The 13,548-nt window shown below is 72.9% G+C and carries 13 protein-coding genes, 2 tRNA genes and 1 pseudogene; 8 read left to right on the forward strand and 8 right to left on the reverse strand.

What is annotated here, in order from left to right; translation table 11 throughout:
- Position 1 precedes the first annotated feature (1 nt).
- The 4 genes from QUE47_RS00685 (at position 2) to QUE47_RS00700 (ending at position 3,670) form a co-directional block, all read left to right on the forward strand.
- Entirely contained in the window at positions 2 to 310 is a 309-nt protein-coding gene (locus tag QUE47_RS00685; RefSeq protein ID WP_286218165.1) for a hypothetical protein, read from the forward strand.
- A 126-nt stretch (positions 311 to 436) separates the two neighbouring features.
- A complete protein-coding gene (locus QUE47_RS00690; RefSeq protein ID WP_286218166.1) occupies positions 437 to 1,693 on the forward strand; it encodes a hypothetical protein in 1,257 nt (418 codons plus the stop codon).
- A 1-nt stretch (position 1,694) separates the two neighbouring features.
- Positions 1,695 to 2,594, forward strand: a complete 900-nt coding sequence (locus tag QUE47_RS00695; protein WP_286218167.1) for an SGNH/GDSL hydrolase family protein — start codon at positions 1,695 to 1,697, stop codon at positions 2,592 to 2,594.
- Complete coding sequence (locus QUE47_RS00700; RefSeq protein WP_286218168.1) at positions 2,591 to 3,670, forward strand: glycerophosphodiester phosphodiesterase; 1,080 nt, start codon at positions 2,591 to 2,593, stop codon at positions 3,668 to 3,670. Before QUE47_RS00695 ends, QUE47_RS00700 begins: the two co-directional genes overlap by 4 nt.
- 423 nt (positions 3,671 to 4,093) lie before the next feature.
- Here QUE47_RS00700 and QUE47_RS00705 read toward each other — a convergent pair whose 3' ends face one another.
- From QUE47_RS00705 to QUE47_RS00720, 4 genes are all read right to left on the reverse strand, one after another.
- Entirely contained in the window at positions 4,094 to 5,074 is a 981-nt protein-coding gene (locus QUE47_RS00705; protein WP_286218169.1) for an ATP-grasp domain-containing protein, read from the reverse strand.
- 49 nt (positions 5,075 to 5,123) lie between these two features.
- Positions 5,124 to 6,719 carry a dihydrolipoyl dehydrogenase family protein gene (locus QUE47_RS00710; RefSeq protein ID WP_286218170.1) on the reverse strand — a complete coding sequence of 532 codons (1,596 nt, stop codon included), beginning with the start codon at positions 6,717 to 6,719 and terminating at the stop codon, positions 5,124 to 5,126.
- Positions 6,720 to 6,764: 45 nt separating this feature from the next.
- A complete protein-coding gene (gene trmB, locus QUE47_RS00715; protein WP_434019709.1) occupies positions 6,765 to 7,571 on the reverse strand; it encodes a tRNA (guanosine(46)-N7)-methyltransferase TrmB in 807 nt (268 codons plus the stop codon).
- Positions 7,572 to 7,664: 93 nt separating this feature from the next.
- Positions 7,665 to 7,740 (reverse strand) — tRNA-Lys (locus QUE47_RS00720).
- Positions 7,741 to 7,908: 168 nt separating this feature from the next.
- Here QUE47_RS00720 and QUE47_RS00725 point away from each other — a divergent pair.
- Together QUE47_RS00725 and QUE47_RS00730 are read left to right on the forward strand one after the other, a co-directional pair.
- Positions 7,909 to 8,385, forward strand: coding sequence for a peroxiredoxin (locus tag QUE47_RS00725; RefSeq protein WP_286218171.1), 477 nt, complete (start codon positions 7,909 to 7,911; stop codon positions 8,383 to 8,385).
- Positions 8,386 to 8,481: 96 nt separating this feature from the next.
- Positions 8,482 to 8,563 (forward strand) — tRNA-Leu (locus tag QUE47_RS00730).
- 100 nt (positions 8,564 to 8,663) lie between these two features.
- Here the strand turns inward: QUE47_RS00730 and trxA are convergent.
- Positions 8,664 to 9,050, reverse strand: coding sequence for a thioredoxin (gene trxA / locus QUE47_RS00735; RefSeq protein WP_286218172.1), 387 nt, complete (start codon positions 9,048 to 9,050; stop codon positions 8,664 to 8,666).
- A 177-nt stretch (positions 9,051 to 9,227) separates the two neighbouring features.
- On the opposite strand from trxA, the gene QUE47_RS00740 reads away from it, so the two are divergent.
- Entirely contained in the window at positions 9,228 to 9,818 is a 591-nt protein-coding gene (locus tag QUE47_RS00740; RefSeq protein WP_434019710.1) for an NUDIX hydrolase family protein, read from the forward strand.
- Between the two features lie 84 nt (positions 9,819 to 9,902).
- On the opposite strand, the pseudogene QUE47_RS00745 reads toward QUE47_RS00740, so the two are convergent.
- Positions 9,903 to 11,596 (reverse strand): annotated as a pseudogene (locus QUE47_RS00745) (ABC-F family ATP-binding cassette domain-containing protein).
- On the opposite strand from QUE47_RS00745, the gene QUE47_RS00750 reads away from it, so the two are divergent.
- Entirely contained in the window at positions 11,595 to 12,035 is a 441-nt protein-coding gene (locus tag QUE47_RS00750; protein ID WP_286218173.1) for a DUF3054 domain-containing protein, read from the forward strand. The pseudogene QUE47_RS00745 and the gene QUE47_RS00750 sit on opposite strands and share 2 nt — an antisense overlap.
- Positions 12,036 to 12,062: 27 nt before the next feature.
- Here QUE47_RS00750 and rdgB read toward each other — a convergent pair whose 3' ends face one another.
- Positions 12,063 to 12,692, reverse strand: coding sequence for an RdgB/HAM1 family non-canonical purine NTP pyrophosphatase (gene rdgB, locus QUE47_RS00755; protein WP_286218174.1), 630 nt, complete (start codon positions 12,690 to 12,692; stop codon positions 12,063 to 12,065).
- A gap of 46 nt (positions 12,693 to 12,738) precedes the next feature.
- Entirely contained in the window at positions 12,739 to 13,533 is a 795-nt protein-coding gene (rph, locus tag QUE47_RS00760) for a ribonuclease PH (RefSeq protein WP_286218175.1), read from the reverse strand.
- Positions 13,534 to 13,548: the final 15 nt, after the last annotated feature.

The raw sequence follows: 13,548 nt of genomic DNA on the forward strand, positions 1-13,548 counted from the left end.
CATGCCCTTCACCGCCAGCCACGAGACGCCCGCCGCACTGCCGACGCAGCAGGCCCACCCCGTGAAGGCTGCGCTGCGCACCTTCGTCCAGGTGTGGCTCCCCGCGCTCCTGACCGCCCTGTTCGTCGCGCCCGAGATCCTCGAGGCCATCCTCGACGGCCCCCTGCCCGACGGCGTCCGAGCCTGGCTCGTCGGCGCGTCCACCGTCCTCGCCGCCGTGTCGGCCGCCGTGGCCCGTGTCATGGCGATCCCCGCCGTCGACGCCTGGCTCAAGCACATCGGCCTCTCGTCCGAACCGAGCGAACCGTGACCACCGACGCGGCCGCCCGCACCTACGCCTGCGACTACTGCGACACCGAGTACACGTCCGCGCGAGCCGCTGACGCCTGCTGCCGCGACTCCGAGTAGCCCACCCCCGAACCAAGGAGCACCCCTCATGGTCATGGTCCGCTTCCGCGCCCAGATCGCCACCGACCCGCAGACCGGCCTCCCTCGCCCCGACCTCACCGGGCTGTCCGGGCAGGTCGTCCTCGCCGGCACGACGACGCCCGCGACGATCTGGGAGGACGAGGCCAAGGCGAACGTGATCGCTTCGGCGACGCTCACCGTCTCCGCGAACGCCTTCGTCCCGCAGTTCTGGGCCGAGGACGTCTACGAGCTCGACTGGTGGGACGGCACGAACCGTGTCCCCATCGACTCGAACGCGGGCACCCGTGACGCCGCGATCTCCGCGGCCGCGGACGCCGCCGTGTCCGCCACGGCCGCGCAGGCGGCACAGGCAGCCGCCGAGGCCGTCCCCGCGGTCGCGGCCGGTGGCACGCCGGGGCAGGTCTACACGAAGGTCTCGACCGACGACTACGACGCGACGTGGCAGAACCCCACAGGCGGCGGTGGCGGGTCCGGCATCCTCGTCATCGAGGAGGGCGACGACGTCCCCCCAGGCACGCTGCCCGGCACGTTCTTCGGCGTCGTGTCCTCGCTCGTGCCGACCCCGACCGAGCCGATGATCCTCTCCGGCCCGGGCAACGTCACCACGGCATCAACGGCCGACGCGGCAGCGATCAGCGCAGGCCGCGCCGTCACGCTGTCCGTCCCCGCGAACGTCACGGTCGGCGACGTCCTGCTCGTCGCGGTCGGGCAGCAGTCCTCGTCCGCCGTCGCCGCAGACCGCGTGTGGACCAAGCCCGCCGGGTGGGTCGAGGTCTACTCGAACCCTGCCGCCACGTCGGCGCGCATCACCGCGGTGTTCCGCTACACCGTCACCGACGCGAGCGCGCTCGCCGCCCTCGGATCCTCGGCCGCGTTCGCCACGACCGGCACCACGACCACAGGACGCCGCGCTGGCGTCATGGTCCGCGCGATCAACCTCGACCTCGCCTCGCCCGTCGCGGCGGTCGGCGAGCGCGTCATCGACGGCACCACGGCAGCGACCGTCACCGTGCCCTCCCCTACCGGCGACCTCGACTTCGCGTGGACGTGGACGCACACCTCGGCCGGGCAGCCCGCCGCCGAGACGTTCATCGCGGACTTCGACCTCGTCGGCAACGCGAACGGCCTCGACGGCACGGGTGGCGGCTCGCAGATGCGCGTCTTCTCCACCGAGACGCCGATGCTCGCGAACAAGCTCGTCACGATCAACCCGCCGAGCCAGGGCGTCATGAACAGCCAGGTCATCTCGCTGAACGGAGAGTGACGTGCCCCTGACGATCGCATCCAGCGCCGATCAGCCCGTCATCACCTTCGACCTCGCGCGCGACTACGGCGAGGCCCCCACCATCGCCGGGTCTCCCGGCTGGTGCCGGGAGAAGCGTGTCGGCTACCCCGAGACGCCCCCGGGCGGCAGCCAGTGGCAGGACGCCCCGGTCGACCTCGAGGGGTCGACGTACTTCTCCTACCCCGGCGTGCCTGCCATCGACGCCTGGGTGGGCAACGCGGGCGACTACGCGCAGCCGCCGCTCAAGCCGGGCGGCGACTCGCAGTACGCCTACTGGCCTCTCAACGTCGAGTTCGTGACGTCCAGCCCCGAGGTGGAGTTCCGGCTCCTGGCGCCCGCAGCGTCCATCGAGCCGGGGCGCATCCTCGTCAACGGGTTCCCGATCTCCGACGAGCAGACCGAGGTCACGACGCCCGCCGGCAACGAGTACACGATGCGGCTCACGTTCCCGGCGCCCGCACAGCGGACCATCACCGTGATCGCGCTCGACGCCATCCCGGGCCGGTTCGGCGGGGCCGCCGTCGCGAGCGGCTACACGATCACGAAGTCCGAGGTTCAGCCTCGGGTCGCGATCATCGGCGACTCGTACACCAACGGCGCAGGCGACGTGTTCATCCAGGACACGTTCGCCTGGCGTCTCGCCGACGCGATCGGCGGGGGCCGGGCGCCGATCCTGGCCGGTATCGGCGGCACCGGGCCGACGGCGACGATCAACAGTCAGCCCGAGTCCGCGTACTCGGGTCGTGTCGCCGCCGTCATGGCCCTCGCGCCCTCGACAGTCATCGTCTCCGGGGGCGCAACGAGACGACCGCGACCGGACTCCAGGCTGCCGTCGAGGCACTCCTGGACTCGATCGGCAGCGGCGTCACCCGGTACGTGACGCACACCTGCTCGAACGCGAACCAGCCCGCGCAGATCGCAGCGATGAAGGCGGCAGCAGCGTCCCGTAACGTCCCGTTCCTCGACGCCGACATCGACTCGCTGCCGAAGATCGGCGACGGCGTCCACCCCACCCTCGACGGACACCGCACCCTCGCTGACACCCTCGCGGCCGAGATCGCGGCGATCCCCACCGTGAAGCCCGGCACGCTCCTCGGCTACAAGGTGTGGGACGGCACCGACCTGCGCGACGTCACCGGGTGGAAGTTCTACGACGGCACCGATCTGACGACGGCCCGCGTCGAACGCCTCCCGTCCGGCTACGACACGAGCGCCGCCATGCTCGCTCAGGAGCCGTTCTACATCGCCCACCGTGGCGGGTCGAAGGACTACCCCGAGCACAGCCTGCTCGCCTACACGCAGGCCGTGCGGCACGAGTTCGGGGCGCTCGAGCTCGCGCTCGCGCGCACCTCGGACGGGGTCTGGTTCGGGCTGCACGACGACTCCCTCGACCGCACCTCGCTCGGGACCGGAGGAGGCACGGGCACGCAGCTCGTCGCCTCGCAGATGACGTGGGCCGAGGTCCAGCAGTACGTCATCAACCTGCCCGCCGGAACATCGGGACGCCTGCCGCAGCCGTACATGCGGTGGGAGGAGTACGTCGAGACGTACTACGCGAGCCACGTCACCTTCATCGACATCAAGGCTGCCTTCTCGCACCGCACCGAGCTGCTCAACATGATGGACGCGCTCCCGGGCAACCCCCGGCAGCGGTTCGTCGCGAAGTATTACGGGAAGCAGTACGGCGGCTGGGCTCAGGACGCCAGCGCCCGGGGCTACAAGACCTGGGGCTACTTCTACGCGGGCGACGGCGCGACCATCGACCAGTGGGCCGACAAGTGGGACATCCTCGGACTGTCCTACGACGCGCCCGCTGGCGACTGGTCCTCGTTCGTCGGCACCGGGAAGCCCGTGGTCGGTCACATCTGCCCGGACCAGGCCGCGGCCGACACGGCGCTCGCCAAGGGCGCCGCCGGTCTCATGGTCTCCGGGGTGACGTCGGTCGACCCCACCTGACCCGCTACGCTGCACCCGTCGCGCCCCCTGCGACACCGAAGCGCCCCCGTCCTCCTTGTGAGGGCGGGGGCGCTTTTCGTCGTGTCCTGGGTCCTGCAATCTGTGTCCGGGGGACACAACTCTGTGCCCTTAGACCTTCCGCGAGCCCTCCACACCCCACCCCCGTCTGGCGCGGTATTCTGCGGTTAGCGGCGTGTCCTCGCCGATCCGATCGGAGCATCCGAAAGGGTTCAAGTCCCGTTACTCACCCCATGCGAAGAGCGGGGAGCCTCGGACGAGGCTCCCCGCTCTTCGTCGTACCGGCCACGGCAGACTCGCCGTGGCCCGCGCCTGGCCCCGCGCCTGGCCCCGCACAGCGGGCTCGCACAGTGACTCGCGCCTGGCGGGCCCGGACCGGGCAGGTCTGGTCCGGTCCCAGCGTGATCAGTCCGCCGTGCCGGGCAGCACCCGCGCGGCGATCGCGCCGGCGAAGCGCTCGAGGGCTCCCTTCGAGGAGCTGAGGAACAGGTTCGGCTCGTTGACCTCGAACTCGAGGAGCGTCGGGACGCCGTCCTCGCCCCAGACCAGGTCGGCGCGGGCGTAGAGCGGGGTCCCGACCTCGGGGACGCACTCCTGCAGCACCTCGATCGCACGACGCGCCACCGACACCTGCTCGTCCGTCGGCTCGTACGACCGGATCGTCTCCGTGCGGTAGAGGCCCTGGGTCGGCCGGTGGCCGTCGGTGATGTGCGGGCCCGTCAGGTGGGTGCTCGACGTGACCGCGTGCGAGAACTCTCCGTCCACGAAGACGAGCCGAGCCTCCCCCGCGGTGTCGACGCTCTTCATGTACGGCTGGACCATGACGTGCCGACCTTCGGCGAGCAGCTTCTTCGCGTGCATGATCGCGAGGCCGCGCGACTCGGCGTCGACCGACTCGTAGCGTCCCGTGTCCTTGGCACCGGCGCTCACGACCGGCTTGATGACGAAGCGCCCGTGGGCCGGCATGCGCGTGTGGATCGCTCGGCTGCTGAGGTTGCGCGCCGGGTCGAGCCACAGGGTCGGGATGACGGGGATGCCGGCCGCCTCGAGGTCCTTGAGGTAGAACTTGTGCGTGTTCCAGCGCAGGGCCGGGGCGACGTTCAGGATGTTCGGCACCGACTCGGCCCAGGCGACGAACTCGTCGCGGCGGGGCGCGTAGTCGTAGACGGAGCGGACGACGACCGCGTCGAACGAGCTCCAGTCCACCGACTCGTCGTCCCAGACCGCCGGGACGGCGTCCACACCGAGCCCGGCGAGGATCCGCAGGAGCGGGGCGTTGTCGTGGTCGAGCCGAGGCATCACGGAGCAGGTCGCCAGGGCGACGCGCGGGTTTGCAGGCTCGGTCCGGCCGTCGGTCTCTGGGCTGTCTGCGGAGTTCGTCGTCACCCTCCCGAGCCTAGCCGCTGCACCCGGGCGAGCCGGAGGGCGACCGCGCTCAGAGACCGTAGGTCTCGAGGAGCCGCAACCAGACCTCGCTGACCGTCGGGTAGGCGGGGACCGCGTGCCACAGGCGCTCGAGGGGGACCTCGCCGACGACGGCGATCGTCGCGGCGTGCAGCATCTCTCCCGCCTCGGGACCGACGAAGGTGGCCCCGACGATCACCCGCCGCGACTCGTCGACGACGATCTTCGCCGTCCCGGAGAACCCGGCGCCCATGAGCGTCCCGCCGGCGACGTCGCCGAGGCCGTACTCGACGGCCCGCACGTCGATCCCGGCGTCCCGCGCCTGCGTCTCGGTGAGCCCGACCGACGCAGCCTGGGGCCGCGTGAAGACGACCTGGGTCTGCGCGGAGGCGTCGGCCGTCGCGGCGTACCGCGTCCACGGCCGGGGCTCGGACCCCGCCGCCGGGACGTCGCCTCCCCAGGTGGCCACGCCCTCCCGCGGGTCCTCGCGCGCGAACCTGGCCGCGATCGCGTCCCCGCAGACGCGCGCCTGGTACTTGCCCTGGTGCGTCGTCGCGACCGTGCCGAGGACGTCCCCCGTCGCGTAGAGCCAGTCGCCGTCGACGCCGCGGACGAGCCCCGTCGGGTCGACGTCGAGCCCCGCGCCGTCGTCAGGCAGCGCGCCGACGGACTCGAGACCGACGTCCCCGGTCCGCGCCACCCGCCCGGTCGCCACCACGATCTCCGCCGCCTCGAGGCTCGCCGCGCCCTGCGGGCCGTCGTACTCGACGGTGACCCGGCCGTCGTCCGACCGCGTCACGCGCGTCGGAGACGCCCCGCGGACGACGTCGACGCCGGACTCGCGCAGCGCCGCAGCCACGGACTCACCCACGAACGGCTCCATCGCGCCCAGCAGCCCGCTGCGCGACAGGACGGTCACGTCGGCCCCGAGGTCGCGGTACGCCGTGGCCATCTCCGTGGCGACGACTCCCCCGCCGACGACCACCAAGGACTCCGGGACCTGCTGGGCGCTGGTGGCCTCGCGGCTCCCCCACGGCATCGCCGCGGCGAGGCCCTCGATGTCGGGCAGCCTCGGCACGCTCCCCGTCGCGACGACGACCGCGTGCCGGGCGACCAGGGTGCGGACCGCACCGTCGTCGGACGGGTCCCCGTCGATCGCCGACACCGCCGACCCCCGCACCTCGACGGTCCGCGGCGCGACGATCGTCGCTCTCCCCTGCACGAGCGTCATCCCGGCGCTCTCGATCCAGCTCGCCTGGCCCGCGTCGTCCCAGTGGGACGCGACGTCGTCACGGTGCGCGAGCACCGCCGGGGCGTCGATCTCCGTCGAGACGCTCACGCCGGCGACCGCCGCCGCGGCCTCGACCACGGCACCCGGGCGCAGCAGCGCCTTGGACGGCATGCAGGCCCAGTACGAGCACTCCCCGCCCGCGAGCTCCGCCTCGACGATCGCGACGTCGAGACCGGACCTGCCGGCCCGGTCGGCCACGTTCTCGCCCACGGCGCCGGCACCGATGACGACGACGTCGTAGGTCTCGTCCGGGGCGGCGGCCTCGCCGCGAGTCTCGGTCCGTGTCTGGTCCTGCGTCTCGGGGGACGGTTCGGTCTCGGGGCGGGTCGACGTCATGACACCACTGTTCCCGCGTCGCCCCCGTCCCGCACCCGGGGCGCGTCAGACCCGGCGGTAGGTCAGGTCGACGACGGGACGGTCCGCGCGCCCGGCCTTCGCCTCGAAGCCCGTGAGCACCCGGCCGTCGAACCGCGGCGCCGCGCCGCGTGGGCCGTGGACGTTCTCGAAGTGCTCGCTCGCGTCCAGGACGTCGATCATCTGCTCGGCGTACTCCGCCCAGTCGGTGGCGAGGCGCCACAGCCCGCCCGGCCGCAGGGCTCCCGCCACGATCTCGACGAACGGGGGCGCGACCAGCCTGCGCTTGGTGTGCCGGGCCTTGGGCCACGGGTCGGGGAAGAACACCCACAGCTCGTCGACCGACGCGGGCGGCAGCGCGTGCTCCAGCACCTCGGGGGCGTTGGCCTGCATGAGGCGCACGTTCGTGAGCCCGGCCTTCAACGACCGGTACAGCGTCTGGCCGAGCCCCGGCGTGTAGACCTCGAGGGCGAGGAAGTTCGTGCCTGGCGCGCTCTGCGCCGCGGCGACCACGGCCTCGCCCTGCCCGGAGCCGACCTCGACGACCAGGGGCGCGTCGCGCCCGAAGGCGGCGCTCGCGTCGAACTGCCAGTCCGGGTCGACCGACGTGCGCGCGACCTGCCGGGGGACGTCGACGAGCATCTCGTGCCGCCGCTCGTCCCACGCGCGCTGCTGCCGGACGTTCATGCGGCCGCTGCGCCGGACGAACGACACCGGGGACGTGCGGTACGGGCGCGGCTCGGTCGACGGGGGTCCGGTCGGCTCGTTCACGGCGGGGCTCGGGTCGGAGGGCACGGCCCAAGGATAGGGCGGCGATCGAGGGTGCGACGGCACGTGCCGACCGCCGTCGGGCACTCGTCGTGCGCTCGTCTCGCACTCGTCACAGAACGACGAAGGTCCCCGGTCTGGGACCGGGGACCTTCGTTCTGGTGCGCCATCTAGGACTTGAACCTAGAACCCGCTGATTAAGAGTCAGCTGCTCTGCCAATTGAGCTAATGGCGCAACGAGGAAGACATTAGCAGCGTCCGGCCGGACCCACGAAATCGAATCCGGCCCGAACGGGTGTGACCTGTGCGACAGCCCCGCAGCAGACCGGATCACTGCCCGTCGCGCGCACCATCGATACGCTCGAGACGCCCGCCCTCACCCACCGTCCGGAGGAGTCCCCACATGTCCGCTCGCCTCGCCGTCGGCGACGTCGCGCCCGATTTCACCCTGCCCACGTCGGACGGCGGTTCGGTCACGCTCTCCGACCTGCGCGGCGGCTCGGTCGTCGTCTACTTCTACCCTGCCGCGGCCACGCCCGGCTGCACCACGCAGGCGTGCGACTTCCGCGACTCCCTCGCCTCGCTGGCAGGCGCGGGCTACACCGTCGTCGGGGTCTCGCCCGACCCGGTGGCCAAGCTCGCGACGTTCACCGAGGACGAGGCGCTGACGTTCCCGCTCGCGTCCGACGTCGAGCGCACGACGCTCGAGGCCTACGGCGCCTACGGCGAGAAAAAGCTCTACGGCAAGGTCGTCACCGGTGTGATCCGCTCGACCGTCGTCGTCGACCCGGAGGGCAAGGTCGCGCTCGCCCAGTACAACGTCAAGGCGACCGGTCACGTCGCCAAGCTGCGCCGCGACCTCGGCATCGACCCGCGCTGACGCCGCCGGGCCTCCGGCGAGCCTGAGCCCGCGGCCGGCGCCGGGCGACGGCTGTCGTCCGGCCGGTCTGCGGGAGAACGCTAGGCTTGCCGTCGAGCGCGAGTGGCGTAATTGGCAGCCGCGCCAGGTTTAGGTCCTGGTGTCCTCGGACGTGCGGGTTCGAGTCCCGCCTCGCGCACCGACGATCAGCACGGCACCGGGAACAGCAGCCGGGAACAGCAGACGCCCGACCGGTCGCTGCCGGTCGGGCGTCTGCTCTCGTGCTGCTGCGCTCTACGTCAGGCGCTGGGCGCGTCGCTGCCCGCGGACTCCTGCTCGGCGATCTGCTTGCGCACGTCGTCCATGTCGAGGCCCTTGACGGCGTCGACGACCTCGGCCAGCTTCGGCGCCGGGAGCGCCCCGGGCTGAGCGAAGACGAGGATGCCCTCGCGGAACGCCATCAGCGTCGGGATCGACGTGATGTTCGCCGCCTGGGCGAGGGCCTGCTCGGCCTCGGTGTCGATCTTGCCGTGCACGATCTCCGGGTTCGACTCCGACGACTTCTCGAAGACGGGACCGAACTGCTTGCACGGTCCGCACCACTCGGCCCAGAAGTCCACGAGGACGATGTCGTTGTCCTTGATGGTCTGCTCGAACGTGGTCTCGGTCAGCTCCAGGGTTGCCATGCTCGTCCTTCCGACGTGACGGTTCCGACGGCCCGGCCACGATCTGGCCCGGGTCCGTCGCTTCTCGTGCAGTAGAGCACCAGGGACCGACGCAGTATTCCGAGCGGTGCCGGCGACGGCCCGCCCGTCGCCGCGCGGCCGGTGGATTCGGCACCGGAAGCGGGGTAGAACAGTCGGGTGAAAGAGACTGCCGACTTCCCGGACGACTGGTCCGAGCAACCGATGGACCCCACGCCGGACCCGGAGCCCACACCCGCCGGCTGGCTGAGCCCCGGGGACATCGCCGGGGCCCGCGCTCAGCTGCCGATCGTCTACGTCGACGCGGTCCCGGTCCGCGTCGACGACTCGGGAGACGTCGTCTCTGTCGGTCTCCTCCTGCGCGTCAACGCCGAGGGCCAGATGACACGGGCCCTCGTCTCCGGCCGCGTGATGTACCACGAGCGGATCCGGGACGCGCTCCTGCGCCACATCGAGAAGGACCTCGGGCCCGTGGCGCTGCCGCTGATCCCGTCGTCCCCGCAGCCGTTCACGGTCGCGGAGTACTTCCCCACGCCCGGCATCACGTCGTACCACGACCCCCGGCAGCACGCGGTCTCGCTCGCCTACGTCGTCCCGGTGACGGGCGACTGCGAACCCCAGCAACACGCCCTCGACCTGGCGTGGCTCACGCCCGAGCAGGCGTGCGACGACGCGGTCCAGGTGGAGATGCACGGCGGCCAGGGCGCGCTGCTGCGGCAGGCGATGGCCCACGTGGGCCGACTGACCTGATCGAGGCGCCACGGCCGGTCCTGCTTCTCGGCAGCACCGAGCAGCGACAGGTCGCGCCCGCCCGGTCCGTGGGCGGCGACGGGCTCAGGACGCCGCCCGGTCCCCCAGGTCGAGCACGGGCCAGTCCGAGAGGTCGTCCCGCATCCGACGGTCGTGCGTGGCGACGACGACGGCGGCGGGGGTCACGCGCAGCGCGCGCGTGAGCTCGTCGACGAGGTCGATCGACAGGTGGTTCGTCGGCTCGTCGAGCAGCAGGACGTGCGGCGCGTGGAGCAGGGCGCGGGCGAGGTCGAACCTCCGACGCTGACCGGCCGAGAGCTCGGCGAGGGGCCGCTCGAGGTCCGGCTCCGTCAGCAGGCCGAGGAACGCGACCGGCACCAGGCGCTCCGGGTCGAGGGCCCCCTCGGCCAGCAGGTCCAGCGCTTCGCGCGCGTACGCGTCGAAGCCGCTGCCACCGGCCGGGACCGCGGCACCCTCCTGCGCGACGACGCCGACCCGCACCCCGGTGCCGAGAGTGACCGTGCCCCGGTCGAGCGGGAGCAGCCCCCGAGCGCGGCCAGGAGCGACGACTTGCCCGAGCCGTTGGCGCCGACGACGAGGAGCCTGCCCGAGGCGGGGACGGCGACCCGGGTGCCGGGCAGGTCGAGGCGAGGGGCGCCGTCCCCCGCCACGCGTGGGCTTCGGACCTCGATCACGGGGTCTGCCGGGTCCCACCCCTCGTTCATCGCCGGGAGGTCCGGGAAGACGAGCTCGAGCGGCGGGACGGGGACCTCGACCGCGTTCTCCTCGAGCTTCTGCGCGAGCCGGTCGGCCGACTTCACGTGCTGCCGGGCCCTGGTCGCCCGGCGGTGCGTCTGACTCCCCTTGGGCGGACGCCACTCGTCCGACAGCCCCTCGTACGAACGGTCGAGCACCTCGGCGAGGTGCTCCGCCCGCTCCCGCTCGGCGCGATAGCGGCGACGCCACTTCTGGAGCGCCTGGTTCTTGGCGAACCGGTACGAGAGGTAGCCGGGCTGGCCGTAGAGCACGGGTCGGCCGTCGACGGACGGGTCGAGGTCCAGGATCGCCGTCGCGACCTCGTCGAGCAGCTGACGGTCGTGCGTGACGACGACCACGCCGCCCCGCCAGGCGAGGAGCTCACCCGTGAGGAACTCGATGCCGCTGTCGTCGAGGTGGTTCGTCGGTTCGTCGAGGAGCAGGATCTCGCTGCGCTCGGCGAGCCGGCACGCGAGCCGCACCCGGAAGCGCTGACCCACGGACAGGGTCGCGATCTCCCGGTCCCGGTCCCGGCAGGCACCCAGCCGGGTCAGCGCGACGTCGACCCGGCGGTCCGCGTCCCACGCGGCGAGGTGCTCGGCGCGGTTCAGGAGGTCGCTGAGCTCCGCGAGGTCGCCGGTCTCGTGGTCGAAGTCGCGGGTGGCCCGGTCGAGCTCCGCCGCGAGCGCCCGCAGCGAGCGCAGGCTCGAGGTCACCAGGTCACCGACCGTGAGCCCGGGCGGCGCGTCCATCTCCTGCTCGACGACCGCCGTCGTCCCCTCGCGGACGACCGTCCCCGAGCTCGGTGGGATCTCGCCCGCCAGGACGCGCAGGAGCGTCGTCTTGCCGCTGCCGTTCTCGCCCACGACCCCGAGCCTCGTCCCGGGCGAGACGGAGACGTCGACGCCGGGGAGCACCTGGCGGTCGGGGTAGGAGAAGGTCACGTCCTGGGCCACGAGCTGCACCGGCCCAGCGTACGGGCCGCGGGCGTGGCCTCGGCGCGCGAGTAGGCTTCGCGCCATGACCGACGAGCCCTACCCCGGCTCCCGCGCACGCCACGTCCGCACCGTGGTCCTGGCCGCGCTCGCCGACCTCGCGTGCGTCGTCGCGCTGACCCTCGGCGGGTACCGGACGCACGACGAGGGGTCGCCGCTCGCCGAGACCCTGCGCATCGCGTGGCCGTTCCTCGTCGGCCTGGCGCTCGGCTGGCTCGTGGCGCGCGGGTGGCGGCGCGCCACCGCGCTCGTGCCCACCGGCCTCGTCGTGTGGGGCTGCACGTGGGCCGGCGGTGTCGCCCTGCGCGCCGCGACGGACCAGGGCGTCGCCCCGTCGTTCCAGATCGTCAGCTTCGGGTTCCTGGCCGCGACGATCCTGGGTTGGCGCGCGGTCGTGGCCCTCGTCGACGTGCTGAACCCACCGGGCAGACGGCGGCGCGCGGCCCGGCTCGCGGGTCGCGGCTGACGACGTCCCGCCGCCGGACGGTCGGCGTCAGGCGGGTGCGCCCGCCGCGAGGGCAACGGCCACGTGCGGCGCGAGCGCGCGGAACGCCTGGCCGCGATGGCTGATGGCGTTCTTCTCGGCGGGCGACAGCTGTGCGCACGACCGGGTCTCGCCGTCGGGCCGCAGGATCGGGTCGTAGCCGAACCCGCCCTCGCCGGCCGGGGCGTCGAGCAGGACGCCCCGCAGGGCGCCCTCCCAGACGACCTCGGTGCCGTCGGGGGTGACGAGCGCCGCCGCGCAGACGAACCCCGCCGCGCGGTGCTCGGGCCCGACGTCGGCGAGCTGCGCGAGCAGCAGCTCGAGGTTGGCGACGTCGTCGCCGTGGCGCCCGGCCCATCGCGCGGAGAAGATCCCGGGCGCCCCGCCCAGCACGTCGACGGCGAGCCCGGAGTCGTCGGCGACCGCGGGCAGGCCCGTGGCCGCGACGAGAGCGCGTGCCTTGATGAGGGCGTTCGCCGCGAACGTCACGCCGTCCTCGACGGGCTCCGGCGTCGCGAGGTCCGCCGCGGAGACGACGGCGCCGTCCGGCAGGGACAGGCCGGGCTGCTCCGAGAGGATCGCGTGCAGCTCGGCGAGCTTGCCCCGGTTGTGCGTCGCGAGCACGAGCCGCGGGGCCACGCGGGCGGGGTCCTGGTGGGTGCCTGCCGGCCGCGCCCAGCCCACGTCAGCGACGCCCGGGCTCGGCCGCGAGCGCGTCGCGCTGGAGCTGCGCGAGCGTCGCCGTCCCGCCGACGGCGAGGTCGAGCAGCGAGTCCAGCTCGGCGCGGTCGAAGGGTGCGTGCTCGGCGGTCCCCTGGACCTCGACGAACGTCCCGGAGCCCGTGACGACGACATTCATGTCGGTCTCGGCCCGGACGTCCTCGACGTACGGGAGGTCGAGCATCGGCGTACCGTCGATGATCCCGACGCTGACGGCCGAGACGGAGTCGGTGAGCACGTCCTTGCCGCCCGTGATCGCTCCGTGACGGCGCCCCCACGCGACCGCGTCCGCGAGCGCGACGTAGGCGCCGGTGATCGCGGCGGTCCGGGTGCCGCCGTCGGCCTGCAGGACGTCGCAGTCGAGCACGATCGTGTTCTCGCCGAGCGCCGCGACGTCGACGACCGCGCGCAGCGAGCGCCCGATCAGGCGGGAGATCTCGTGGGTGCGCCCGCCGATCTTGCCCTTGACGGACTCCCGCTGGTTCCGCGAGTCCGTCGCGCGCGGGAGCATCGCGTACTCCGCCGTGACCCACCCCTCGCCCGAGCCCTTCTTCCAGCGCGGCACGCCCTCCGTGAACGACGCCGCGCACAGGACGCGGGTGCCGCCGAACTCCACGAGCACGCTCCCCTCGGCGTGGTCGAGCCAGCCGCGGGTGATGGTCACGGGGCGCAGCTCGTCGGTCGCGCGCCCGTCGGCGCGCGGCGTCGGGTTCGTCGTGTCGGTAGCGGTCGTGCCGCGGGAGGTGTCGCTGGGAGTCATGCCGTCACCCTATCC

Origin of the sequence: Paraoerskovia sediminicola (assembly GCF_030296575.1) — a bacterium.
Taxonomy (GTDB): domain Bacteria; phylum Actinomycetota; class Actinomycetes; order Actinomycetales; family Cellulomonadaceae; genus Paraoerskovia; species Paraoerskovia sediminicola.

What these genes read in the sequence shown, in the direction of transcription:
- QUE47_RS00685 (WP_286218165.1), top strand. Translation starts at nt 2, where the DNA reads ATGCCCTTCACCGCCAGCCACGAGACGCCCGCCGCACTGCCGACGCAG.
- QUE47_RS00690 (WP_286218166.1), top strand. Translation starts at nt 437, where the DNA reads ATGGTCATGGTCCGCTTCCGCGCCCAGATCGCCACCGACCCGCAGACC.
- QUE47_RS00710 (WP_286218170.1), bottom strand. Translation starts at nt 6,719, where the DNA reads ATGACGTCGACCCGCCCCGAGACCGAACCGTCCCCCGAGACGCAGGAC.
- QUE47_RS00725 (WP_286218171.1), top strand. Translation starts at nt 7,909, where the DNA reads ATGTCCGCTCGCCTCGCCGTCGGCGACGTCGCGCCCGATTTCACCCTG.
- trxA (WP_286218172.1), bottom strand. Translation starts at nt 9,050, where the DNA reads ATGGCAACCCTGGAGCTGACCGAGACCACGTTCGAGCAGACCATCAAG.
- QUE47_RS00750 (WP_286218173.1), top strand. Translation starts at nt 11,595, where the DNA reads ATGACCGACGAGCCCTACCCCGGCTCCCGCGCACGCCACGTCCGCACC.
- rph (WP_286218175.1), bottom strand. Translation starts at nt 13,533, where the DNA reads ATGACTCCCAGCGACACCTCCCGCGGCACGACCGCTACCGACACGACG.